Source organism: Streptomyces sp. NPDC050743 (assembly GCF_044456925.1).
GTDB lineage: Bacteria > Actinomycetota > Actinomycetes > Streptomycetales > Streptomycetaceae > Streptomyces.
In genome coordinates, this window is the sequence record NZ_JBITGJ010000001.1 from 127,568 (window position 1) to 150,805 (window position 23,238).

Genomic DNA, 23,238 nt, shown 5'->3' on the forward strand with positions numbered 1-23,238 from the left:
GTCCGGCAAAGGAATCGGACGGACGGAACAGTCGGGGACTTACTGCCCGACCTCGCCGTACGCGGCGAGCAGGACGGCCGGGTCGGGGCCCTCCAGGACGGTCGGCTTGGCCAGTCCGTCGAGGACGATGAAGCGCAGCAGGTCGCCGCGGGACTTCTTGTCGATCTTCATCGTCTCCAGCAGCTTGGGCCACTGGTCGTAGCGGTAGTACAGCGGGAGGCCGACCGCCTCCAGGACCGTGCGGTGGCGGTCCGCCGTCGCGTCGTCCAACCGGCCCGCCAGTCGGCCGAGTTCGGCGGCGAAGTGCATGCCGACCGCGACCGCCGCGCCGTGCCGCCACGTGTAGCGCTCGTTCTTCTCGATGGCGTGGCCCAGCGTGTGGCCGTAGTTGAGGATCTCGCGCAGGCCGGACTCCTTCAGGTCCGAGGAGACGACCTCGGCCTTCACCCGGATCGAGCGCTCGATCAGCTCGGCCGTGTGCGGGCCCTCGGGGGTCCGGGCGGCCTCGGGGTCGGACTCGATCAGGTCCAGGATCACCGGGTCGGCGATGAAGCCGGCCTTGATGACCTCGGCGAGCCCGGAGACGTAGTCGTTGACCGGGAGGGAGTCCAGCGCGGCCAGGTCGCACAGGACCCCGGCCGGCGGGTGGAAGGCGCCCACCAGGTTCTTGCCCTCGGCGGTGTTGATCCCGGTCTTGCCGCCGACCGCCGCGTCCACCATCGCCAGCACCGTGGTCGGGATCGCGATCCAGCGCACCCCGCGCAGCCAGGTCGCGGCCACGAATCCGGCCAGGTCCGTGGTCGCGCCGCCGCCCACCCCGACGACGACGTCGGAACGCGTGAAGCCGGACTGGCCCAGGGCCTTCCAGCAGTAGGCGGCGACCTCGGCGCTCTTGGCCTCCTCGGCGTTGGGCACCTGGATGGCGATCGCGTCGTAGCCCTGCCCGGCCAGGTCGGCGCGCAGCGCGTCACCGGTCTCGGCCAGCGCCTCGGGGTGGATCACCGCGACCCGCTTGGCCTTGGGACCGATCAACCCGGCCAGCTCGCCGAGCAGTTGGCGCCCGACCAGCACCTCATAGGGGTCGGTGCCCGCCGTGCCGGCGACCTGGATCCGGGTGACTGCCTCGCTCATGCTTCCTTCAACTCCAGTGCGTCCAGCGCTGCTTGGGTGACCTCTTCGGGGCTGCGGCCGTCCGTCGCCACGACGGCGGTGGCGACCTCCTCGTACAGGTGCCGCCGGGCCTCCATCAGCTCGCGCCACTGCCTGCGCGGGTTGACCGCGAGCAGCGGACGCGCCACGTTCAGCCCGGTGCGCTTGACGGCCTCCTCCACGTCCATCGAGAGGTAGACCACCCGCAGCCCGGCCAGCAGGGCGCGCGTGTCGGCGTCGAGGATCGCCCCGCCGCCGAGCGCGAGGACGCCCTCGTGCTCGGCGAGCGCGGTGTGCACGGCCCGTTTCTCGATCGCGCGGAAGGCGGGCTCGCCCTCGTCGACGAAGATCTCGGCGATGGTGCGGCCCTCGGCGGCGACGATGTCCTCGTCGGTGTCCCGGTAGCCGAGCCCGAGGCGCTCGGCGAGCAGCCGGCCGACGGTGGACTTGCCCACCCCCATCGGGCCGACCAGCACGACGGCGGGCACGGCGCTCACCGGATCGCCAGGTTGTCGAGGTACGACCGCACGTTGCGCCGGGTCTCCGCCACACTGTCGCCGCCGAACTTCTCCGCGACCGCGTCCGCCAGCACCAGCGCGACCATCGCCTCGGCGACGATGCCCGCCGCCGGCACCGCGGAGACGTCCGAGCGCTGATGATGGGCCTGAGTGGCCTCGCCGGTGGTGACGTCCACCGTCTTCAGCGCGCGCGGCACGGTCGCGATCGGCTTCATCGCGGCCCGCACCCGCAGCAGCTCACCGGTGCTCAGCCCGCCCTCGGTACCGCCGGCCCGCCCGGACATCCGCCGGATGCCCTCCGGCGTCTTGACGATCTCGTCGTGCGCCTTGGACCCGGGCACCCGGGCCAGCTCGAAACCGTCACCGATCTCCACGCCCTTGATCGCCTGGATGCCCATCAGGGCACCGGCGAGCCGGGCGTCCAGCTTGCGGTCCCAGTGCACGTGCGAGCCCAGACCCACCGGGACGCCGTACGCCAGCACCTCCACCACACCGCCGAGCGTGTCGCCGTCCTTGTGGGCCTGGTCGACCTCCGCGACCATCGCCTTCGAGACGTCCGCGTCCAGGCAGCGCAGCGGGTCGGCGTCCAGCCTCTCCACGTCGGCGGGCGTGGGGTACACACCCCGCGGAGCCTTCACGGAGCACAGCTCGACCACGTGCGAGACGATCTCGATACCGGTCGTCTCCTTCAGGTACGACCGCGCCACCGCGCCCAGCGCCACCCGGGCGGCCGTCTCGCGGGCGGAGGCACGCTCCAGGATCGGGCGGGCCTCGTCGAAGCCGTACTTCTGCATCCCCGCGAGGTCCGCGTGACCGGGACGCGGCCGGGTCAGCGGCGCGTTACGGGCCAGACCCGCCAGGATCTCCGGATCCACCGGATCGGCGGCCATGACCTGCTCCCACTTCGGCCACTCGGTGTTGCCCACCATGATCGCGACCGGAGAGCCGAGCGTCAGACCGTGCCGGACACCACCCAGGAAGGTGACCTCGTCCCGCTCGAACTTCATCCGCGCACCGCGGCCATAGCCGAGCCGCCGCCGCGCCAGGTGATCCGCCACCATCTCCGTGGTGATCGGCACGCCGGCGGGAAGCCCCTCCAGCGTCGCGACAAGTGCGGGACCGTGGGACTCCCCCGCGGTCAGCCAACGCAGCCTGCTCAACGGTGCTCCTGTCGTGTTCGCGCCCGGTACTGCCTGCCCTGCGTACGCACGTCCTCGCGTACGGCGACGGCGCGACCGGGTGCGCGACCCCGGCCCGCCACTCCGATCCTCCCACGTCCGGGGCCGGAATCCGGCCACAGGTCCATAAGGCGGACGCGTTCGGAGCGATCAGCGCGCGGCGAGCGCCTTCTCGCCGGCGCGGCGCATGGCGTCCAAGGGTGCCGGGGAGCGGCCGGTCATCTGCTCGACCTGCAGCACGGCCTGGTGCACCAGCAGGTCGAGGCCGCTGACCACGGCGCCGCCGAACATGGACCAGCGGGCCGCGAGCTCGGTGGGCCAGGGCTCGTAGAGCACGTCGAAGAGGGTGGCGGGGCACTCGGGCACGGCGGCGGCGAGGGCGTCGGTGGTGCCGGCGGGCGTGGTGGCGATGACCAGGGGGGCCCGCAGCGCCTGCTCGGCGTCCGCCCAGTCCGCCGTACGCACCTCCACGTCGAGCCGCTCGCCCCACTGCCGCATCTCGGCGGCGCGGGCCTCGCTGCGGACGTAGGCGACGACCTCGCCGGTGCAGATCCGGGCGAGGGCGGCGAGCGCGGAGGACGCGGTGGCGCCGGCGCCGAGGATCGCGGCGGAGCCGACCTGCTCGATGCCGTGCTCGCGCAGGGCGGCCACCATGCCCGGAATGTCCGTGTTGTCGCCGATCCGGCGGCCGTCCTCGGCGAAGACGACCGTGTTGACCGCGTCGACGGAGGCGGCCGTCCCGCTGATCTCGTCCACGAGCGGGATGACCGCCCGCTTCAGCGGCATGGTCAGCGACAGCCCCGCCCACTCCGGCCCGAGCTTCTCGAAGAAGCTCGGCAGTCCGGCCTCGTCGACCTCGAAGCGCTCGTACGACCAGTCGGTGAGCCCGAGTTCGTCGTACGCGGCCCGGTGCAGCACCGGGGAGAGGGAGTGGGCGATCGGCTTACCGAGCACGGCGGCGCGGCGGGCGTCAGTTGCCCGAGCTGGCATTGAACTTGTCCTTGAGTCGCTGGAATTCGGCGAGGGTCTTGGCGAATTCGGTGTTTTTCACTCCGTCGGTCGCCACGAAATACATCCAGCCGTCGTGGGTCGGATTCAGTGCCGCCTTCAGCGCGTCCTCGCCGGGGTTGCCGATGGGACCGGGCGGGAGTCCCTTGTGCCGGTAGGTGTTGTACGGGCTGGTGTTGCTCTGGATCTCCTTGAGGGAGATATGGATGTTGCTGGTGCCCTTGAGGTAGTTGTAGGTCGAGTCGAACTGCAGCAGCTGGTTCGTCTCGGTGTTGGTGGGCTTCAGTCGGTTGTAGACCACTTCCGCCATCTTGCGGAAGTCGTCGTGCGTCTTGCCCTCCGCCTGCACCAGGCTCGCGACGGTGACGAGCTCGAACGCGTTTTTCAGGCCCAGGGCCCGGGCCTTCGACGTGAGGCCGTAGGCGTCGTACTTGGACTTGGCCTGCGCGACCATCTGCTTCAGGATCGCGCCCGGCTTCATGCCCTTGGCGGCCGGATAGGTGCCCGGGAAGAAGAAGCCCTCCAGCGGGTCCTTTATCTCGCCGGCGTACTGCGTGTTCTGCGCCCAGGTGGGCAGGCCGAGGCTCTTGTATTCCTTGTCGGCGAGCTTCTTGGTGGTACCGTCGGCGAGTTCGAGTTTCTTGTCGATCGCCTCGTAGACGCCCGCGTTCCGCTCGCCCGGTCGCACGATGACATAACTCTGGCTCTTCGGGTCGAGCATCATTTTCACGGCGCTGGCGGCGGACATCTCCTTCTTCAGGACATACGCGCCTGCCTGGATTCCATCGGCCCCCGGGACGCCGCTCTGCGCATGCACGAAGGCCTCGGCGCTCTTGACGACCCCGGCCTCCTTCAGACGGTTGCCGATGTCCCAGCCGCCCGCGCCCTTGGGAATCTCGACCGTCACGGTCTGGTCGATGCCGTCGCCCGTGTAGTCGGGCGCCGGGGCGAAACGATTTTGGTAGAACCGGTAGCCGTAGTAACCCGCACCGGCGAGGCCGCCGCCGAGGACCAGGACGACGACCATGCAGGCGCAGCCGCTGCGCCGCTTCTGGCCCTTCTTGCCGGGTTTCTTCCCTTTGCCGCGCCGTTCGCTGCGGCTCTGGAGCTCGTGCTCCTCGTCGTCATCGTCATCGCCGCCGCCCGTGAAGAAGGGGTGCTGCTCCTCCTCGGGTTCGTCCTCGGGCTCGGGTTCCGGCTCGGGGCGCCTGCGGCCGGGCGGCACCGGCGGCGGGTAGGCGTCCTCGGTGCCGTAGAAGTCGGGCTGCTGCCCGCCGTAGGCCATGGGCTGCTGACCGTACGGGTCATTGGGGTCGGCGGCGTACGGCACCTGACCGTGACCGCCTGTCGCGTCCCAGCCGCCCTGCTGCTGGTACTGCTGCGGGGTGTGGCCGACGTACTGCTGATGACCCTGTCCGTCGTAGTACGGGTACTGCTCCTGGCCGTACCCGGGGTGCTGCTGCTGGTTCCAGTCGCCGTACTGCGGCTGCTGCGGGTAGGGCTGCTGCGGGTAGGGCTGCTGCGGCTGGCCGCCGTAGGCAGGCTGCTGGCCCGTGTGGGCCTGCTGCCCCTCCCATCCGCCGTCCCCGTACAACGGGTCCTGCGGATGCCACGGTTCGGAGCCCGGGCCCCGGCCATACTCAGTCATCGATCCCCTAGAGCCGCGAGGCCGACCGGTCACGCGGCCGGCGGGCCCGCTTCCGTTCCGCCTCTTGCTGTGCGCCGACTGTTCGAACACCGACACATCGCGCGGAACGTTACCGTATCGCGATCAGATGACCACTTCGACGTCCTCGCCGGGTGGTTTACCTGACGCTCGTTCGGATTCCAGGGCCTGTTGCAGGATGATGACGGCGGCGGCCTGGTCGATGACCGAGCGTCCCTTCTTCGACTTGACCCCCGAGGCGCGCAGTCCCTGACTGGCCGTCACGGTCGTCATCCGCTCGTCCACCAGGCGCACCGGCACCGGCTTGATGCCCTTGGCCAGCTCCTGGGCGAAGGCGCGGACCTTGACGGCGGCCGGGCCCTCGCCCCCCTTGAGGGAGCGGGGGAGTCCGACGACGACCTCGATCGGCTCGTACTCCTCCACCAGCTGCCTGAGCCGGCGGTGGGCGGCGGGGACGTCCCGGCCGGGGACGGTCTCCACCGGGGTGGCGAGGATCCCGTCGGGGTCGCACGAGGCGACCCCGATCCGGGCGTCCCCGACGTCGATCGCGAGTCGACGTCCTTTGCGCATTTCCGACCGTTTCCTTACTTTGCCGTCGGCTTCGCCGTCACTTGGCGGTGTCGGCGACAAGACGCTCGACGGCGTCGACGGCCTCACCGACGGCGGCGGGGTTCTGACCGCCGCCCTGGGCCACGTCCGGCTTGCCGCCACCGCCGCCGCCGAGGGTCTTGGCGGCGGCGCGGACCAGGTCACCGGCCTTGAGGCCGCGCTCGCGTGCGGCCTCGTTGGTGGCGATGACCGTCAGCGGCTTGCCGTTGTTGACCGTGAAGAGGGCGACCACGGCGGCACGTCCGCCCTGGATCCGCCCGCGCACGTCGAGGACCAGCTTGCGCAGGTCGTCGGGGGTCGTGCCGTCCGGGACCTGGCCGGTGACGACGGCCACGCCGCGGACGTCCTTGGCGGACTCGGCGAGACCGGCGGCGGCCTGCAGGACCTTCTCGGCGCGGAACTTCTCGATCTCCTTCTCGGCGTCCTTCAGCTTGCCGAGCATCGAGGAGACCTTCTCCGGCAGCTCCTCCGGGCGGCCCTTGAGCAGCTCGGTCAGCTGGTTGACGACCGTGTGCTCACGGGCGAGGAAGGTGTAGGCGTCCACGCCGACCAGGGCCTCGATACGACGGACACCCGAGCCGATCGAGGACTCGCCGAGCAGCTTCACCAGGCCCAGCTGGGCGGTGTTGTGCACGTGCGTGCCGCCGCATAGCTCCTTGGAGAAGTCGCCGATGGTCACCACGCGGACCCGCTCGCCGTACTTCTCGCCGAACTCGGCGATGGCGCCCTGCTTCTTGGCCTCGTCGATGCCCATGATCTCGGCGTGCACGTCGAGGTCGCGGGCAAGAACCTCGTTGATCTTCTGCTCGACGTCGGTCATCACGGCCGTCGGCACGGCGGACGGGGAGCCGAAGTCGAAGCGGAAGCGGCCGGGCTGGTTCTCGGAACCGGCCTGGGCGGCCGTCGGGCCGAGGGCGTCGCGCAGGGCCTGGTGGGTCAGGTGGGTGGCCGAGTGGGCGCGGGCGATGGCCTTGCGGCGGCGGTGGTCGATGGAGGCGTGGGCCTTGGCGCCCACGGTGACCTCGCCGACCTGGACGACGCCCTTGTGGACGTACACGCCCGGGACCGGCTTCTGGCAGTCGCGGACCTCGATGACGGCACCCGAGTCGACCTTGATGCGGCCGGTGTCGCCGATCTGGCCGCCGCCCTCGGCGTAGAAGGGGGTGCGGTCGAGGACGACCTCGACCTCGTCGCCCTCGGTGGCGGCCGGGGAGGACACGCCGTCGACCAGGATGCCGACGATCGTGGACTCGCCCTCGGTGTCGGTGTAGCCGATGAAGTCGGTCTCGCCGGCGGTGTCGGCGATCTCGCGGTAGGCGCCCATGTCGGCGTGGCCGGTCTTCTTGGCCTGGGCGTCGGCCTTGGCGCGCTCCCGCTGCTCCTTCATCAGGCGGCGGAAGCCCTCCTCGTCCACGGACAGGCCCTGCTCGGCGGCCATCTCCAGGGTGAGGTCGATCGGGAAGCCCCAGGTGTCGTGGAGCAGGAAGGCCTTGTCGCCGGGGAGGACCGTGCCACCGGCCTGCTTGGTCTCGGTGACGGCGGTGTCGAGGATGTTGGTGCCGGCCTTCAGCGTCTTGAGGAAGGCGTTCTCCTCGGCGACGGCGACCTTCTCGATGCGCTCGCGGTCGGTGACCAGCTCGGGGTACTGCTGGCCCATCATCTGGATCACGGTGTCGAGGAGGTCCTTGACGACCGGACCGGTGGCGCCCAGCAGCCGCATGTTGCGGATGGCGCGGCGCATGATGCGGCGCAGGACGTAGCCGCGACCCTCGTTGCCGGGCGTGACGCCGTCGCCGATGAGCATGGTGGCGGTGCGCATGTGGTCGGTGACCACGCGGAGGGAGACGTCCGAGTGGTGGGCGTCGCCGTAGCGGACGCCGGTCAGCTCGGTGGCCTTGTCGATGACGGCCATGGAGGTGTCGATCTCGTACATGTTCTGCACGCCCTGCAGAATCATGGCGAGGCGCTCCATGCCGAGGCCCGTGTCGATGTTCTTGCTCGGCAGCTCGCCGAGGATCTCGAAGTTGTCCTTGCCGGTGCCCTCGCCGCGCTCGTACTGCATGAAGACGAGGTTCCAGATCTCCACGTACCGCTCGTCGTTGACGGCGGGGCCGCCCTCGACGCCGAACTCGGGGCCGCGGTCGTAGTTGATCTCGGAGCAGGGGCCGCACGGGCCGGGCACGCCCATGGACCAGTAGTTGTCCTTCATGCCCAGGCGCTGGATGCGCTCCTTGGGCACCCCGACGACCTCGTGCCAGATGCGCTCGGCCTCGTCGTCGTCCTTGTAGACGGTGATCCACAGGCGCTCGGGGTCGAGGCCGTAACCGCCCTTGTCCTGGGGCGTGGTGAGCAGCTCCCAGGCGAGCTTGATGGCGCCTTCCTTGAAGTAGTCGCCGAAGGAGAAGTTGCCGCACATCTGGAAGAACGTGCCGTGGCGCGTGGTCTTGCCGACCTCTTCGATGTCGGGCGTGCGCACGCACTTCTGCACGCTGGTGGCGCGCGGGAACGGCGGCTTGACCTCACCCAGGAAGTAGGGCTTGAAGGGCACCATGCCGGCGGGGACGAGGAGCAGAGTCGGGTCGTCCGCGATGAGCGACGCCGAAGGGACGACGGTGTGCCCGCGCTCCTCGAAGAAGCTCAGCCAGCGGCGGCGAATCTCGGCCGACTCCATCAGTGGTCCTCATTCCGGTTGTACGAGTACATCGGGGCTTCGATGTACTTCGGTGTGCTGCTGTCGTTCCTGTGCTGGGCCTCGATGGCGGCCTGCCGCCTCGGTGCGGGGAGTTCGGGGTTCTCGTGGATCCCGAGGGCCTCCTCCAGCTCGGACTCCCGCTGGGCCATGTTGTCGCGGACGTCGAGCGCGAAGCCCACCGCGCGGTCCTTCAGGCGCTGACCGGTCTCCAGGGCCTTGTTCGCCGCGGTGGCGGCGAGGCTCTCCGGGGTCAGCTGCTTGAGCTTGCGGTTGACCTTGGTGGTCGCCCACACACCGGCGGCGACACCGGTGGTGAACCAGAACGTACGGCGGAACATCGCTCGGTCTCAGTCCTTACTTCCGCTTGCGTCGTGCGGCAGGGACCGTGCGGCCCACGATCACGGTACGCCGGGGCGCCTTCGCGGGCACGTCCTCCTTGCGGCCGCCGAGCGCCCGGCGGACGCCGTAGCCGAACGCCGCGACCTTGACCAGCGGTCCGCCGAAGGTGGAGGCGACCGTGGTGGACAGCGCGGAGGCGTTCGACGTGACCTCCTGGACGTCGGAGGCGATCGCGTCGACGCGGTCGATCTGGGTCTGCGCGGACCGCACCGCCTGGGAGGCGTCGGCGAGCAGCGGGACGGCCTGGTCGGTCACGTCCGCCACCAGCTTGGTGGTCGCCTTGAGCGTCTGGGCCAGCCTCGCGAGAGCCACCGCGAGGAAGGAGACCAGGATCGCCCAGAAGACGGCCACCAGGATCCCGGCCACCTCTCCACCGGACACTGTGCGCACCCGCTCCCTGAAACGTGCCTCACCATCGAAAAAGTCGTGTCCGAGCCTATCGCGCCGTGGCCAGGGCTCCGTACCGGATTACCGGGCGGCGCAGACGGAGTTGCGGGAAGCGATTGTACGCACTGAACACGTTTCAGTACGCTCCGTGTCCCATGCGAGGTCCTCAGCGCCCTGATCCCCTCTCCCCCGGCGATCCGCCCCTGGAACTGACCACGTTCGTCGGGCGCCGGGCCGAGCTCGGCGAGTTGGCGGACGCGCTCGGCGCGGCGCGGCTGGTGACCGTGACGGGGGTCGGCGGTGTCGGCAAGTCCCGGCTGGCCGCGCGGGTCGCCGCCGGATGGGCCGGCGGGGCCGGGCGGGTGGAGCTGGCGCCGGTGCGCGATGCGCAGTTCGTGGAGTACGCGGTGGCGGAGGCGCTGGGTCTGACCGACCACACCGCCCGGCCGCCCCGCCAGACGCTGCTGGAGCATCTGGCCGGCCGTCCGGTCCTGCTGGTGCTGGACGGGTTCGAGCATCTGGTGGAGGCCTGCGCCGAGTTGACGGCGGAGCTGCTGCGGAAGCTGCCTCGGCTGCGGGTGCTGGCGGTGGGCCGGCGTCCGCTGGGGCTGGCGGGCGAGCGGCTGTCGCCGCTGGCGCCGCTCGGCGAGGACGAGGCGGTGGAGCTGTTCACCGACCGGGCCCGGGAGCAGGGCCTTGAGGTGTCCGACGGCCCCGAGGTGCGCGAGCTGTGCCGGCGGCTGGAGGGGATCCCGCTGGCGCTGGAGCTGGCGGCCGGGCGGTTGCGGGCGCTGTCCCCGGCGCAGCTGCTGCAGCGGCTGGACGACCGGTTCCGGCTGCTGGCCACGAGCGGCTGGGAGGGTGCCCCGCGCCCGGTCCCGGGCGGCCCTCCGGCCCGCCACCAGACGCTGCGCACGGCGATCGGCTGGAGCCACGAGCTGTGCACGCCCGCCGAGCGGCTGTTGTGGGCGCGGCTGTCGGTGTTCGCGCAGACCTTCGACCTGGACGCGGCCGAATACGTGTGCAGCGGGGACGGGTTACCCGCCGAGGACGTCCTGGACGTGCTCTCGGAGCTGTTGGCCCAGTCGGTCGTGACCCGCGAGGAGAGCCCGGCCGGCCCCCGCTACCGGATGCTGGACACGGTCCGGGCCTACGGCGCCGACTGGCTGGAGGGGATAGGGGACGCGGGCCGGCTGCGCAGGCGGCACCGGGACTGGTACCTGGGCCTGGCGACCTGGTGCGAGCTGGACTGGTTCTCGCCCCGGCAGGGCGAGGTCGCCGCGCGGGTCGAGGCGGAGCTGCCCAATCTGCGGGCGGCGCTGGAGTTCTGTCTGACCGAGCCGGAGGAGGCCTACCTCGGCCAGTACCTCGCGGGGTCACTGTGGTTCTGCTGGGTCGGCTGCGGGCGGCTCGCGGAGGGCCGCCGCTGGCTGGCGCGCAGCGTGGAGCTGGAGTCGGAGTACGACCAGTCGCGGCTGAAGGCGCTGTGGGTGCTCGGCTATGTGGCGATCCTCCAGGGCGACACCGTGCCGGCACTGGCGGCGCTGCGGGAGTGCCGGGAGCAGGCCGAGCGGGTCGCGGATCCGGCGGCGGTGGCGTACGCCGAGCATCGCACCGGCTGTCTGGCGCTGGTCACCGATGACATGGCCCGTGCAGAAACGCTGCTTCGGTCGGCGCTGGACCGCTATCAGGAGATCGGCGAACTCAACAGCAATGTGCTCATGGGCCAGGTGGAGCTGGCGATGGCGCGCGCTTTCCAGGGGGACCTGCCGGACGCGGTACGGCTGTGCGAGGACGTGCGCCGGGTGTGCGAGGACCACGGGGAGCGCTGGGCCCGCTCGTACGCGCTCTATGTGCTGGCGTACGCGGCCTGGCGGGAAGGCGCCCAGGACACGGCGCGCGAGCTGCTGTCGGACTGTCTGCGCAACGCCCACGCCTTCCACGACCTGCTCGGCACGGTGCTGTCGATGGAGCTGCTGGCCCTGGTGACGGCGGCCCAGGGCGACCCGGCCGAAGCGGCACTGCTGCAGGGGGCGGCGGCCCGGATGTGGCCCTCCGTGGGGCTGCCCCTGTTCGGCTCGGCGTACTACAACGCACCGCACGAGCAGTGCGAGGCGATCGCGCGGCGGGCACTGGGGGACGCCCGGTACGAGGAGTGTGTGGGGGAAGGGGCCCGGCTGGACCGCGCGGCGGCGGTGGACCGGGCGCTGGGCCGGGGGCCGGTACGGCCGCTGGACGGGCTGCCGGCTCCACGGGGACCGGTGCTTCGGGGCGGCGGGGGCGCGAACCGCCCCGCGGCCACCGAGCGCGCCGCCGACTCCACGCGGGGCTCACGCGCCCCGTAAGGCGCCGAGGCCGTCCGGACCACTCCGACCCGCACCATGACGAGGCCGGGAAACGCGAACCCGCCGCCTCGCCCGCCCGGCAGGACCGGGTGGGGAGACGGCGGGCCGGAGTGTTACGCCGTGGCTGGGGTCAGCGGGCGTAGTACTCGACGACGAGCTGCTCGTCGCAGATGACCGGAACTTCCTTGCGGTTCGGCTCGCGGTCCAGGCGGAACGCCAGGGCCTTGAGATTCACCTGCAGGTAGCGCGGGGTCTCACCCTCGGGGGCGAAGCCACCCTCGCGGGCGATCTGGAAGAGCGTCTTGTCCTTGGAGCGGTCGCGGACCTGCACGACGTCGTCCGGACGGACACGGAAGGACGGCTTGTCGACCTTCTGGCCGTTGACCTGGATGTGGCCGTGGACGACCATCTGACGGGCCTGGTAGATGGTGCGGGCGATGCCCGAACGCAGGACCAGGGCGTCGAGACGGCGCTCGAGCTCCACGATCAGGGCCTCGCCGGTCTTGCCCTGGACCTTGGACGCGCGCTCGTAGGCGCGGACCAGCTGGCGCTCGGAGATGTCGTACTGAGCGCGCAGACGCTGCTTCTCCAGCAGACGGACCTTGTAGTCCGAGTTCTGCTTGCGGCCACGGCCGTGCTCACCCGGCGGGTAGGGGCGGGCCTCGAAGTACTTGACGGCCTTCGGGGTCAGCGCAATGCCGAGGGCACGCGACTTCTTGACCTTGGGGCGGGACTGGTTCGCCACTGTCTCAATCTCTTTCGTAGTTTTCGGCTCGTCAGGGTTAGGGAGGTCGCATCCGCAGCCGGGAAAACCCGCCGGGTCCTTGCCGGACCTGCCGGGCAGCCGCTTCCCTGGTCTGGGCACATACGTGCAGCACGCGAGTGGCCCACCGACCGTCCCGGGAATCCGAGTGGTGGTGGGCTGCCCGCGACACCGTTCGACGGTGCGCGACGCTCCTGGAACATCACGGCCTCGCGGCCGTGGGTTCCGGCTGGGTGTCCCGCTCTGACTGCACGGGACTCAGCACTTCGGGCAAGTCTACAGGGCGCTCACGACCGCCTGCGACCAAGGTGCTTCCGGGTCCACTCCACCGCATCCGCGTACCGCGCCTCGGCGCCGTGCCGGCCCGGGGTGTAGTACTCGCGGTCCTTCAGGGCGTCCGGCGCGTACTGCTGCTGGGCGATGCCCTCGGGCAGGTCGTGCGGGTACACATAGCCCTGGGCGTGGCCCAGCTTGGCGGCGCCCTTGTAGTGCCCGTCGCGCAGGTGCGGCGGGACCGGGCCGGCCAGGCCCTTGCGGACGTCCTCCATGGCGGCGCCGATGGCGGTGGTCGCCGAGTTGGACTTGGGGGCGAGCGCGAGCGCGATGGTGGCGTGGCTGAGGGTGAGGGCGGCCTCGGGGAAGCCGATCATGGCGACGGCCTGGGCCGCGGCGACCGCGATGGGCAGCGCATTCGGGTCGGCCAGGCCGATGTCCTCGCTGGCGGAGATCATCAGGCGGCGGGCGATGAAGCGGGGGTCCTCGCCGGCCTCGATCATCCGGGCCAGGTAGTGCAGGGCGGCGTCGACGTCGGAGCCGCGGATGGACTTGATGAGGGCGCTGGCGACGTCGTAGTGCTGGTCGCCGTCGCGGTCGTACTTCACCGCCGCCCGGTCGACCGTCTGCTCCAGCGTCTCCAGGCCGATCTCGCCCTCGCCCTGGTCCAGGGCGGCTCCGGCGGCGGCCTCCAGGGCGGTCAGGGCCCGGCGGGCGTCGCCGCCGGCGATGCGCACCAGGTGCTCCTCGGTGTCCTCGGGGAGGCCGACGGAGTCCTTCAGGCCGCGCTCGTCGGTCAGGGCGCGCCTCAGCAGGCCGCGGATGTCGTCGTCGGTGAGCGGTTCGAGCGTCAGCAGGAGCGAACGGGACAGCAGGGGCGAGATCACCGAGAAGTACGGGTTCTCCGTGGTGGCCGCGATCAGGGTCACCCAGCGGTTCTCGACCGCCGGGAGCAGGGAGTCCTGCTGGGCCTTGCTGAAGCGGTGGATCTCGTCCAGGAAGAGGACGGTCTCCTTGCCGAAGCCGCCGGTGGCACGGCGGGCGCCGTCGATGACCGCGCGGACCTCCTTGACGCCCGCGGTGATCGCGGACAGCTCCACGAACCGCTTGTTCGTCGCCTTGGAGACGACGTACGCCAGGGTGGTCTTGCCGGTGCCGGGCGGACCCCAGAGGATCACCGAGGACGGTCCGGCCGGGCCGCCGGAGCCCTCGCCGACCAGTCGGCGCAGCGGGGAGCCGGGCTTCAGCAGATGCTGCTGGCCCACGACCTCGTCGAGGCTGCGCGGGCGCATCCGCACCGCCAGGGGGCTGGCCGCCGGGTCCTTCTCCTGGCGTTCTTCTGCTGCGGCGGTGAAGAGGTCGGGTTCCACGTCCGAAACCCTAAATCACCGCACTGACAATGCGGCCGGGCCCGGGGTCAGGCCCAGAGCTGGCTGCCCCAGCGGGTCAGGATCAGCATGGCGATGATGCCGCAGTGCGTGACCGGCACCACCCAGGTGAACTCGCCGAAGAAGGACTTCAGCCGGCGCGGGGCCGGCAGGAAGCCGTTGCGGACGTTGAACGAGGTCACGTACCAGAACATGGTGATCGTGGCGACCCAGGCCAGCGAGCACCACAGGCACAGCGCGTTGATCCGGTACAGGGACTGGAACTGCAGCCAGGTGACGAAGCAGACACCGAAGAGTGTGCCGAAGTTGAAGGTCAGCCAGTACCAGCGCGGGAAGCGGGCGCGGGCCAGCAGGCTCATGCCGACGCAGATCACGATGCCGTAGCAGACCAGGCCGAGCATGGGGTTCGGGAAGCCGAAGACGGCCGCCTGCTTGCTCTCCATGACGCTGCCGCAGGAGACGACCGGGTTCACGCTGCAGCCGGGCGTGAAGGTCTTGCCCGCGACCTTGGCCTCCAGGATCTTGAACTTGTCGATCGTGATGACCCAGGCGGCCAGCAGTCCGGCCGCCCCGGTGATCACGAGCAGGAGGGCGAAGGCACGGCTGCCGCCCACCGCGCGCGGGGCGTCGGCGGCAGGCTCGGGACCCGACTCCGTGGAGACGTCGTTGACTGTCGTCTTGCTCATCACGCCGATTCCGTCACTTGAGAGTTGGACCATCTTCGGGCACGGCTCATTGTGCCGCACGCACGTGTGTGTCCACCGTTCGGTGGACATAAGGAGGTACGCACGGTGGTCACGGATCGTTCGGTTCCGGCCGATGCTCGGGGGCATGACAACACACGCGAACGAACTCGCGGTGGACGTCCGGGGGCTGCGCAAGCGGTACGGGGACGTGACCGCGGTGGACGGGCTCGACCTCGGCGTCCGGCGCGGTGAGGTGTTCGGCCTGCTCGGGCCCAACGGCGCCGGCAAGAGCACCACGGTGGAGATCCTCCAGGGCAACCGGGAACGGGACGGGGGCGAGGTGTCCGTCCTCGGCGCCGACCCGGCGACGGGCACGCGCGCGTGGAGGTCCCGTGTCGGAATCGTCTGGCAGGACGAATCGGCGCCCGCGGAGTTGACGGTCCGCGAGACGGTACGGCATTTCGCCCGCTACTACCCGCGCCCGCGCCACCCCGAGGAGGTCATCCGCCTGGTCGGCCTGGAGGCGAAGGCGAACAGCCGGATCAAGGCCCTCTCCGGCGGCCAGCGGCGCCGCCTCGACGTGGCGCTCGGCGTGATCGGCGACCCCGAGCTGCTGCTCCTGGACGAGCCGACCACCGGATTCGACCCGGCCGCCCGGCGGCAGTTCTGGGACCTGATCCGGCTGCTCGCCGACGAGGGCACGACGATCCTGCTCACCACGCACTACCTGGAGGAGGCCGAGGCCCTCGCGGACCGGCTCGCCGTGGTCGCGAGGGGCCGGGTGGTCGCCGTGGGCCGGCCCGGTGAGCTGCGCGAGCGGTACGGCAGCGAGGCCACCGTCACGTGGACGGAACGCGACGGCTCCCCGGGCACGGAACTGACCGACGCACCGACGAGGACGATCGCGGGGCTGCTGGACCGCTTCGACGGCGAGATACCGGGACTGACCGTGACCCGCCCCACCCTGGAGGACGTCTACCTCCGGCTGACCGGCCAGGAGGCCGCCCGATGACCACGACCGCCGTGCGGGCCGCCGCCCGCGAGTCCGCCGGAGCCGTCCCCGGCGCCTGGACGCTCGGGCTGCTGCGGGGCGCCCTGGAGATCAAGCAGTTCTTCCGGCTGCGCGACCAGGTGGTGTTCACCTTCTCCTTCCCGGTGGTGTTCCTGTTCCTGTTCGCGTCGATCTTCCGCGACCACGTCGGGCACACCGGGGTCACCGCCTCCCAGCTGTATGTTCCCGCGATGATGGCCTCCGGGATCATGTCGACGAGCTTCCAGTCGCTCGGCATCTCCATCGCCGTGGAACGGGACGAGAGGGTGCTGCGGCGGCTGCGGGGCACGCCGATGCCGCCCGCGGCCTACTTCCTGGGCAAGATCTGGCTGGTGCTGTTCACCGGTGCCCTGGAGACCGCGATCCTGCTGGCCGTCGGCACGGTGTGCTACGGCGTCCACCTGCCGTCCGACCCCGGCCGCTGGTTCGACTTCGCCTGGATCTTCGTGCTGGGCCTGACCGCGTGCGCGCTGCTCGGCATCGCCATCAGCTCGGTGCCGAAGTCGGCGAAGAGCGCCAGCTCCGTCGTCGTACTCCCCTTCCTGGTCCTGCAGTTCGTCTCCGGCGTCTACATCGCCATCGACACCATCCCCGGCTGGATGCTCGACTTCGGCGCTCTCTTCCCGCTGAAGTGGATGTGCCAGGGGCTGCGGGGTGTGTTCCTGCCGGACTCGGCGAAGGTCCTGGAGCAGGCGCACGCCTGGGAGTTCGGACGGATCGCGCTGGTGCTGGCCGCCTGGTGCGTCGGAGGATTGGCGCTGTGCTTGCTGACCTTCCGGTGGAAGAACCGGCGCGACGGGTGAGGGGTGACAGGGCCCGCGGAGTCCACGCCTGGGACCGTTCGATCCTGCTCTGGGACGTGTACTTCGCGGTGGCCTGGCTGGCCACGCAGACCATGCTGCTGGGCGCGGAGCATCCGGTGTGGTCGGTCCGGGCCGTCGCGGCCGGGCTTCTCGTGCCGCTGGTGCCCTGGTACGCGGTCCTGGGGCGCCGGCTCCTCGGCGAGGACCCGCCGGACGAGCGCCGCGCCCGGTACTACCTGGCCGGGGCGCTGGCCCTGTTCCTGCCGTCTGCGGTGCTGGCCGGTGAAACCCGGATCCTGGCCTTCGCCCTGATCCCCCAGTGCTTCATGACCCTGCGCATGCGCGACGCGCTGATCGCGGTGACCGTGACCAACGTGGTCCCGGTCGCGGGCTGGGCCCTGCTGTGGCGGCCGGGCGGTGAGGATCTGCTGGTCAACACGCTGTCCGCCCTGGTGACCCTGGTGTTCTCGGCGGTCGTCGGAGGCTGGATCATCCGGATCATCGAGCAGAGCCTGGAACGGGCCGAGCTGATCGCCGAGTTGGACGCCAGCCGGCACGAGATCTCCCGGCTGTCGGCCGCGCACGGCGCCCTCGCCGAACGCGAGCGGCTGGCCCGGGAGATCCACGACACCCTCGCGCAGGGCTTCACCAGCCTGCTGATGCTGGTCCAGGCCGTGGACGCGGAGCTCGACACGGACCCCGCGCAGGCCCGCCGCCACCTGGCCCTGATGGACGAGACGGCCCGCCAGAACCTCGCCGAGGCCCGTGCCCTGGTCGCCGGCGGCGCGCCCGCCGACCTGGCGGGAGCCTCGCTGCCGGACGCGCTGGACCGCCTGGCCGCGCGGCACGAGGCGACGCTGGAGGTGACCGGCCCGGTGCGCGTACTGCCCGCGGGCGTGGAGGTGGTGGCCCTGCGCGCCTGCCAGGAGGCCCTGACCAACTCCCGCAAGCACGCCGGGAGTTCGACACGGGTCGAGGTCCGGCTCGACTACGCCGGCGAGACGCTGACCGTCTCCGTCGGCGACGACGGCCGCGGTTTCGACCCGGCCGCCGTGTCGAGGGGATACGGTCTGGCGGGGCTGCGCGCCCGCGCCGCCGAGGTGGGCGGCACGGCGTCGGTGCGCAGCGCACCAGGCGACGGTACGACGGTGACCGTACGCCTGCCCGTCCCCGCCGCCGTGGCTGCCGACGTGAGGAGCATGACCCCGTGATCCGGATCGTCCTGGCCGACGACCACCCCGTCGTACGGGAGGGACTGCGCGCCATGCTGAGCGCCGAGCCGGACCTCGAGGTGGTCGGCGACGCGGCGAGCGGGCCGCAGGCGGAGGCGCTGGCGGCCGAACTGCGGCCCGACATCGTGCTGATGGACCTGCGGATGCCCGGCGGCGGAGGCGTGGACTCGATCGTGCGGATGACCGCGGCCGGGCTGCCGTCCCGGGTGATCGTGCTGACGACCTACGAGACGGACCGGGACATCCTGCGCGCCGTGGAGGCGGGCGCCGCGGGCTATCTGCTCAAGGACCTGCCCCGGCGGGAACTGGCGGACGCGGTACGGGCCGCAGCGCGCGGCGAGACCGTGCTGGCCCCCTCGGTGGCGGCCCGTCTGGTCGACCGGCTGCGCACCCGGCCGGAACGCCCGCGGCTGTCCGACCGCGAGACGGCGGTCCTCCGCCTGGTGGCCGACGGCTGCACCAACGCCGAGATCGGACGCCGGCTGTTCATCGGCGAGTCGACCGTGAAGACCCATCTGCTGCGGATCTTCGGGAAGCTGGGCGTGGACGACCGCACGGCGGCGGTGACGAGCGCGATGCGCCACGGCCTGCTGGAACAGTGAGAGGGCGCCGGGTGTGTGCCCGGCGCCCTCCTGCCGTCGTCGCGCGACTCAGCCGAGCCGGGACTCCAGTTCCGCCACGATCTCGTTGACACCGATCGCCGTCTGCTCGCCGGAGTCCATGTCCTTGAGCTGGACGACGCCCTCGGCGAGGTCGCGTTCGCCGGCCACGAGCGTGTAGCGGGCGCCGCTGCGGTTGGCGTTCTTCATCGCACCCTTCAGGCCCTTGCCGCCGTAACTGAAGTCCGCCGAGATGCCGACCTTGCGCAGCTCGGTGACCTTCGCGAACAGCACCCGGCGGGCCTCCTCGCCGAGCGGGACGGCGTACACCGACGTCGTGGACGGGAGGTCCAGCTCCACGCCCTCCGCCTCCAGGGCGAGGACCGTGCGGTCGACACCGAGGGCCCAGCCGACCGACGGCAGCGCGGGGCCGCCGATCATCTCGGACAGTCCGTCGTAGCGTCCGCCGCCACCCACCGCGGACTGCGAGCCGAGGCCGTCGTGCACGAACTCGAAGGTGGTGCGGGTGTAGTAGTCCAGGCCGCGCACCAGCTTCGGGTCGTCCTCGAAGGAGACGCCCGCCGCGGTGATCAGCTCACGGACCTCCTCGTGGTACGCCTTGCAGGCGTCGCACAGGTAGTCGCGCAGCAGCGGGGCGCCGGTCAGCTGCTTCTGCACCGACTCGCGCTTGTCGTCGAGCACCCGGAGCGGGTTGATGTCGACACGGCGGCGGGTGTCCTCGTCCAGGTCCAGGCCGCGCAGGAAGTCCTGCAGCGCGGCCCGGTACACCGGGCGGCACTCCTTGTCGCCCAGGCTGTTCAGCAGGATCCGGAAGTCGCGCAGGCCCAGCGAGCGGTACGCCTGGTCCGCCAGGATGATCAGCTCCGCGTCCAGCGCCGGATCCTCCGCGCCGATCGCCTCGGCGCCGACCTGGGAGAAGTGCCGGTAGCGGCCCGCCTGCGGCTGCTCGTAGCGGTAGTACGAGCCCGAGTACCAGAGCTTGACCGGGAGGTTGCCCTGCCGGTGCAGGCTGGCCTCCAGCGCCGCCCGCAGCACGGAGGCGGTGCCCTCGGGGCGCAGTGCGAGCTTGTCACCGCCCTTGGTCTCGAAGGCGTACATCTCCTTGGTCACGATGTCGGTGGACTCGCCGACGCCGCGCGCGAACAGTTCCACGTTCTCGAAGCCGGGCGTCTCGATGTAGCCGTAGCCGGAGTTGCGCAGCGGGGTCGCGATCGCCTCGCGGACGGCGAGGAACTTCGCGGAACGGGGCGGGATCAGGTCGTAGGTGCCCTTGGGGGCCTGGAAGGTACTCACGGAAGGCTCTCTCGTCACATTCCTCGTCGGGGAGCCGGGGAGGCTCCCTGGCCGGCCGCCAACTGCCGCAGATAGGGGTTGGTGGCGCGCTCCTGGCCGATGGTCGTCTGGGGGCCGTGGCCGGACAGCACCACGGTGGAGTCGTCGAGCGGCAGGCACACGCGGGCCAGCGACTCGAGCATCTCCTCCATGGATCCGCCCGGCAGGTCGGTGCGTCCGATGGAGCCGGCGAACAGCAGATCCCCGGAGAAGAACACCGACGGGATGTCGGCGGTCTCGGGCATCCGGAAGGTCACCGACCCCTTGGTATGGCCCGGCGCGTGCGCGACGGAGAACTCCAGACCGGCCAGTTCGAGGGTGGTGCCGTTCGCGAGCTCGCGGACGTCGTCCGGCTCCCCCACGGTCAGCTCGCCCATCAGGGGCATTCCGATGGACCGGCCGAGCGACTTCTCGGGGTCGCTCATCATGTACCGGTCCTCGGGGTGGATCCAGGCCGGCACGTCGTGCGCCCCGCAGACCGGGACGACCGAGGCCACGTGATCGATGTGCCCGTGGGTGAGGACGACGGCGACGGGCTTGAGCCGATGTTTCTTCAGTGCTTCCTCGACGCCTTCGGCGGCCTGGTGGCCGGGGTCGATGATCACGCACTCCTCACCGGCGGCGGGGGCGACGAGATAACAGTTCGTCCCCCAGGCCCCGGCGGGGAACCCGGCAATGAGCACGATCGTCCTTCGTTGTGTCGATACGGGTGACCACAAGCTGTGGTCCAGAGCCTACCGGCGCTGCCGTTTCCTCAGCTAACCCATATACGGTACGGGGCTACACACAGCGGTCGGCTCACGAGCACGCACGCGTACCGGTCGGCACACGACACGCATCGACACCCATGAGGAGAGAACCCGGTGGTCAGCCAGGAGCAGCGGCGGCGTCAGCTCGCCCGGGAGAAGTTCTTGCGGCAGCAGCAGCGGCGCACCCAGGCGCGCCGCAAGGCCAATGTGCGCAACTCCGTGATCGCGTCCGTACTGGGCGTGATCGTGATCGGGAGTGTCACGCTCTACACGACCGGGGCGCTGAAGGGCGACGACAAGAAGGCCAACGCCGCCGCGGACGTCACGCCCAGCGCCACGCCGACCAGCAAGGCCCCGGACCCGTGCGGGAAGCCGGCGGCCGGCTCGGTCGAGAAGATGAGCTGGAAGACGGAGCCGGCGATGACGATCGACACGTCGGCGAAGTACTCGATGAAGCTCGCCACGACGTGCGGCGACATCGACGTCGCGCTGAAGACGGCGGCGGCCCCGCACACGGTGAACTCGTTCAACTTCCTGGCGGGCAAGGGCTACTTCGACCACACCAAGTGCCACCGCCTGACCACCACGGGCATCTACGTGCTCCAGTGCGGCGACCCGCAGGGCACCGGCATGGGCGGGCCGGGCTACACGCTTCCGGACGAGAACCTGAAGGACAAGAGCCTGAAGAGCAACACGTACCCGGCCGGCACGGTGGCGATGGCCAACACCGGTCAGCAGCACACCGGCGGCAGCCAGTTCTTCCTGGTCTACAAGGACAGCCCGTTGCCGCCCAGCTACACACCGTTCGGCACGGTGTCGGAGGCGGGCATGAAGGTGCTGCAGAAGATCGCCGCCGCGGGCGCCCAGCCGGCCGACCCGACCACGCAGAACACCGCTCCGAACGCGACCGTGGTGATCAACAAGGCGACGGTGACGAAGTCCTGACGCCGTCCTGAAGACCAAGACGGCCAACTGCGGAATTTCGGTCGCGCTGGATGCGGACAGGCAACCCGCTGGTCGCCTATGTTGGCCGTGACGAAACTGTGGACGATGCCCGGGGGTGCTGAGGCCCCCCGCAGGCATCATGTGGAGGAGGCGCTGTGAGCAGCGACCCGTGGGGCCGCGTCGACGAGACGGGGACCGTGTACGTGCGTACGGCCGACGGCGAGAAGGTCGTCGGCTCCTGGGCGGCCGGCTCCCCTGAGGAGGCGCTGGCCTACTTCGAGCGCAAGTACGAGGGCCTGGTTGTCGAGATCGGCCTCCTCGAGAAGCGAGTACAGACCACCGACCTGTCGGCGAAGGACGCCCAGACCGCGATCGCCCACCTGCGCGAGCAGGTGGACGCCCACCACGCCGTCGGTGACCTGGAAGCCCTGCGGAAGCGGCTGGACAAGCTGGTGGCGACCGTCGAGGCCCGCCGTGAGGAGCGCAAGCAGCAGCGGGCCAAGCAGTCCGACGAGGCCCGCAAGGCCAAGGAGGACCTGGTCACCGAGGCGGAGCAGCTGGCGCAGTCCGACCAGTGGCGGGCCGCCGGTGAGCGGCTGCGGGCGCTGGTGGACACCTGGAAGGGTCTGCCGCGTCTGGACCGCAAGTCCGACGACGAGCTGTGGCACCGCTTCTCGCACGCCCGGTCGGCGTTCTCCAAGCGGCGCAAGGCGCACTTCGCGCAGCTGGACGCGCAGCGCGAGGAGGCCCGCCGGACCAAGGAGCGGCTGGTCGCGGAGGCCGAGGCGCTGTCGGGTTCGACGGACTGGGGTCCGACGGCGGCCCGTTACCGCGAGCTGATGGCGGAGTGGAAGGCCGCGGGCCGCGCCCAGCGCGAGCACGAGGACGACCTGTGGAACCGCTTCCGGGGCGCCCAGGACGTGTTCTTCGCCGCCCGCAGCTCGGTGTTCGCCGAGCGGGACGCGGAGCAGGCGGAGAACCTGAAGCTGAAGGAGGAGCTGGCCGAGGAGGCCGAGAAGCTCCTGCCGATCGGCGACCTGAAGTCCGCGCGGGCCGCCTTCCGCTCGATCAACGAGCGCTGGGAGGCCATCGGCCATGTCCCGCGGGACGCGCGGCCGAAGGTCGAGGCCCGGATGCACGCGGTCGAGCGGGCGATCCAGGAGGCCGAGGAGGCCGAGTGGCGCCGGACGAACCCGGAGGCACGCGCGCGTGCCGAGGGTCTGACCGGTCAGCTGCAGGCCGCCGTTGACAAGCTGAGGGCGCAGATCGACCAGGCGCGCGCCCAGGGCAACAACTCCAAGGCCGACAAGCTGGAGCGCGAGCTGGAGGGCCGCCAGGCGCTCCTGGACCAGGCTCTGAAGGGCCTGCAGGAGTTCGGCGGCTGATCCCCCGTCGCACATGTGAAAGGCCCCGTACGGCGCGTACGGGGCCTTTCACATGGCTGC

The 23,238-nt window shown here is 70.9% G+C and carries 21 protein-coding genes; 7 read left to right on the forward strand and 14 right to left on the reverse strand.

Annotation, left to right across the window (positions count from 1 at the left end; all coding sequences use genetic code 11):
• Positions 1-39 precede the first annotated feature (39 nt).
• The 9 genes from aroB to ACIBJF_RS00610 form a co-directional block, all read right to left on the reverse strand.
• Positions 40-1,131: a 3-dehydroquinate synthase gene (gene aroB / locus ACIBJF_RS00570; protein WP_399171459.1), complete on the reverse strand. Its 1,092-nt coding sequence runs from the start codon at positions 1,129-1,131 to the stop codon at positions 40-42.
• On the reverse strand, positions 1,128-1,610 hold the full coding sequence (locus tag ACIBJF_RS00575) for a shikimate kinase (RefSeq protein WP_399171779.1): 483 nt from the start codon (positions 1,608-1,610) through the stop codon (positions 1,128-1,130). The genes aroB and ACIBJF_RS00575 overlap by 4 nt, the downstream gene beginning before the upstream one ends.
• 32 nt (positions 1,611-1,642) lie before the next feature.
• On the reverse strand, positions 1,643-2,827 hold the full coding sequence (gene aroC, locus ACIBJF_RS00580; protein WP_399171460.1) for a chorismate synthase: 1,185 nt from the start codon (positions 2,825-2,827) through the stop codon (positions 1,643-1,645).
• Between the two features lie 168 nt (positions 2,828-2,995).
• Positions 2,996-3,835: a shikimate dehydrogenase gene (locus ACIBJF_RS00585; RefSeq protein WP_399171461.1), complete on the reverse strand. Its 840-nt coding sequence runs from the start codon at positions 3,833-3,835 to the stop codon at positions 2,996-2,998.
• Entirely contained in the window at positions 3,816-5,501 is a 1,686-nt protein-coding gene (gene mltG, locus ACIBJF_RS00590) for an endolytic transglycosylase MltG (protein WP_399171463.1), read from the reverse strand. The genes ACIBJF_RS00585 and mltG overlap by 20 nt, the downstream gene beginning before the upstream one ends.
• A gap of 123 nt (positions 5,502-5,624) precedes the next feature.
• Entirely contained in the window at positions 5,625-6,089 is a 465-nt protein-coding gene (gene ruvX / locus ACIBJF_RS00595; RefSeq protein ID WP_399171464.1) for a Holliday junction resolvase RuvX, read from the reverse strand.
• Between the two features lie 37 nt (positions 6,090-6,126).
• Positions 6,127-8,799 carry an alanine--tRNA ligase gene (gene alaS / locus ACIBJF_RS00600; protein ID WP_399171465.1) on the reverse strand — a complete coding sequence of 891 codons (2,673 nt, stop codon included), beginning with the start codon at positions 8,797-8,799 and terminating at the stop codon, positions 6,127-6,129.
• Positions 8,799-9,158 (reverse strand): hypothetical protein, encoded by a 360-nt coding sequence (locus ACIBJF_RS00605; protein ID WP_399171467.1) that lies wholly within the window; start codon positions 9,156-9,158, stop codon positions 8,799-8,801. The genes alaS and ACIBJF_RS00605 overlap by 1 nt, the downstream gene beginning before the upstream one ends.
• A gap of 16 nt (positions 9,159-9,174) precedes the next feature.
• Complete coding sequence (locus ACIBJF_RS00610; protein ID WP_209438828.1) at positions 9,175-9,609, reverse strand: DUF948 domain-containing protein; 435 nt, start codon at positions 9,607-9,609, stop codon at positions 9,175-9,177.
• A gap of 152 nt (positions 9,610-9,761) precedes the next feature.
• On the opposite strand from ACIBJF_RS00610, the gene ACIBJF_RS00615 reads away from it, so the two are divergent.
• Positions 9,762-11,951: an ATP-binding protein gene (locus tag ACIBJF_RS00615; protein WP_399171468.1), complete on the forward strand. Its 2,190-nt coding sequence runs from the start codon at positions 9,762-9,764 to the stop codon at positions 11,949-11,951.
• Positions 11,952-12,081: 130 nt separating this feature from the next.
• On the opposite strand, the gene rpsD is transcribed toward ACIBJF_RS00615, so the two are convergent.
• The 3 genes from rpsD to ACIBJF_RS00630 form a co-directional block, all read right to left on the reverse strand.
• Complete coding sequence (gene rpsD / locus ACIBJF_RS00620) at positions 12,082-12,696, reverse strand: 30S ribosomal protein S4 (RefSeq protein WP_228618885.1); 615 nt, start codon at positions 12,694-12,696, stop codon at positions 12,082-12,084.
• A gap of 305 nt (positions 12,697-13,001) precedes the next feature.
• Complete coding sequence (locus ACIBJF_RS00625; RefSeq protein ID WP_365332287.1) at positions 13,002-14,357, reverse strand: replication-associated recombination protein A; 1,356 nt, start codon at positions 14,355-14,357, stop codon at positions 13,002-13,004.
• Between the two features lie 47 nt (positions 14,358-14,404).
• Positions 14,405-15,061 (reverse strand): vitamin K epoxide reductase family protein, encoded by a 657-nt coding sequence (locus ACIBJF_RS00630; protein ID WP_399171470.1) that lies wholly within the window; start codon positions 15,059-15,061, stop codon positions 14,405-14,407.
• A gap of 145 nt (positions 15,062-15,206) precedes the next feature.
• Here ACIBJF_RS00630 and ACIBJF_RS00635 point away from each other — a divergent pair, with 145 nt between their 5' ends.
• Genes ACIBJF_RS00635 through ACIBJF_RS00650 form a run of 4 tightly spaced genes read left to right on the forward strand, consistent with a single transcriptional unit; the run spans position 15,207 to position 18,749 of the window.
• On the forward strand, positions 15,207-16,073 hold the full coding sequence (locus ACIBJF_RS00635) for an ABC transporter ATP-binding protein (protein ID WP_399171471.1): 867 nt from the start codon (positions 15,207-15,209) through the stop codon (positions 16,071-16,073).
• Positions 16,070-16,915: an ABC transporter permease gene (locus ACIBJF_RS00640; RefSeq protein WP_399171472.1), complete on the forward strand. Its 846-nt coding sequence runs from the start codon at positions 16,070-16,072 to the stop codon at positions 16,913-16,915. Before ACIBJF_RS00635 ends, ACIBJF_RS00640 begins: the two co-directional genes overlap by 4 nt.
• Positions 16,912-18,126 carry a histidine kinase gene (locus ACIBJF_RS00645; protein ID WP_399171473.1) on the forward strand — a complete coding sequence of 405 codons (1,215 nt, stop codon included), beginning with the start codon at positions 16,912-16,914 and terminating at the stop codon, positions 18,124-18,126. Before ACIBJF_RS00640 ends, ACIBJF_RS00645 begins: the two co-directional genes overlap by 4 nt.
• Positions 18,123-18,749 carry a response regulator transcription factor gene (locus ACIBJF_RS00650; RefSeq protein WP_356307394.1) on the forward strand — a complete coding sequence of 209 codons (627 nt, stop codon included), beginning with the start codon at positions 18,123-18,125 and terminating at the stop codon, positions 18,747-18,749. Before ACIBJF_RS00645 ends, ACIBJF_RS00650 begins: the two co-directional genes overlap by 4 nt.
• 48 nt (positions 18,750-18,797) lie before the next feature.
• Here the strand turns inward: ACIBJF_RS00650 and hisS are convergent, their stop codons facing one another.
• Positions 18,798-20,060 carry a histidine--tRNA ligase gene (gene hisS / locus ACIBJF_RS00655; protein WP_399171474.1) on the reverse strand — a complete coding sequence of 421 codons (1,263 nt, stop codon included), beginning with the start codon at positions 20,058-20,060 and terminating at the stop codon, positions 18,798-18,800.
• A gap of 14 nt (positions 20,061-20,074) precedes the next feature.
• Entirely contained in the window at positions 20,075-20,782 is a 708-nt protein-coding gene (locus ACIBJF_RS00660) for an MBL fold metallo-hydrolase (RefSeq protein WP_356307390.1), read from the reverse strand.
• A gap of 180 nt (positions 20,783-20,962) precedes the next feature.
• On the opposite strand from ACIBJF_RS00660, the gene ACIBJF_RS00665 reads away from it, so the two are divergent.
• Both ACIBJF_RS00665 and ACIBJF_RS00670 read left to right on the forward strand, forming a co-directional pair.
• Positions 20,963-21,793: a peptidylprolyl isomerase gene (locus ACIBJF_RS00665; protein WP_399171475.1), complete on the forward strand. Its 831-nt coding sequence runs from the start codon at positions 20,963-20,965 to the stop codon at positions 21,791-21,793.
• 155 nt (positions 21,794-21,948) lie between these two features.
• A complete protein-coding gene (locus ACIBJF_RS00670; RefSeq protein ID WP_399171476.1) occupies positions 21,949-23,178 on the forward strand; it encodes a DUF349 domain-containing protein in 1,230 nt (409 codons plus the stop codon).
• Positions 23,179-23,238: the final 60 nt, after the last annotated feature.

Bases quoted from the DNA above. Each gene is read 5' to 3' on its own strand.
- aroB (WP_399171459.1), bottom strand. From the start codon at position 1,131: ATGAGCGAGGCAGTCACCCGGATCCAGGTCGCCGGCACGGCGGGCACC.
- ACIBJF_RS00575 (WP_399171779.1), bottom strand. From the start codon at position 1,610: ATGGGGGTGGGCAAGTCCACCGTCGGCCGGCTGCTCGCCGAGCGCCTC.
- ACIBJF_RS00585 (WP_399171461.1), bottom strand. From the start codon at position 3,835: ATGCCAGCTCGGGCAACTGACGCCCGCCGCGCCGCCGTGCTCGGTAAG.
- mltG (WP_399171463.1), bottom strand. From the start codon at position 5,501: ATGACTGAGTATGGCCGGGGCCCGGGCTCCGAACCGTGGCATCCGCAG.
- ruvX (WP_399171464.1), bottom strand. From the start codon at position 6,089: ATGCGCAAAGGACGTCGACTCGCGATCGACGTCGGGGACGCCCGGATC.
- alaS (WP_399171465.1), bottom strand. From the start codon at position 8,799: ATGGAGTCGGCCGAGATTCGCCGCCGCTGGCTGAGCTTCTTCGAGGAG.
- ACIBJF_RS00605 (WP_399171467.1), bottom strand. From the start codon at position 9,158: ATGTTCCGCCGTACGTTCTGGTTCACCACCGGTGTCGCCGCCGGTGTG.
- ACIBJF_RS00615 (WP_399171468.1), top strand. From the start codon at position 9,762: ATGCGAGGTCCTCAGCGCCCTGATCCCCTCTCCCCCGGCGATCCGCCC.
- ACIBJF_RS00630 (WP_399171470.1), bottom strand. From the start codon at position 15,061: ATGAGCAAGACGACAGTCAACGACGTCTCCACGGAGTCGGGTCCCGAG.
- ACIBJF_RS00635 (WP_399171471.1), top strand. From the start codon at position 15,207: ATGACAACACACGCGAACGAACTCGCGGTGGACGTCCGGGGGCTGCGC.
- ACIBJF_RS00640 (WP_399171472.1), top strand. From the start codon at position 16,070: ATGACCACGACCGCCGTGCGGGCCGCCGCCCGCGAGTCCGCCGGAGCC.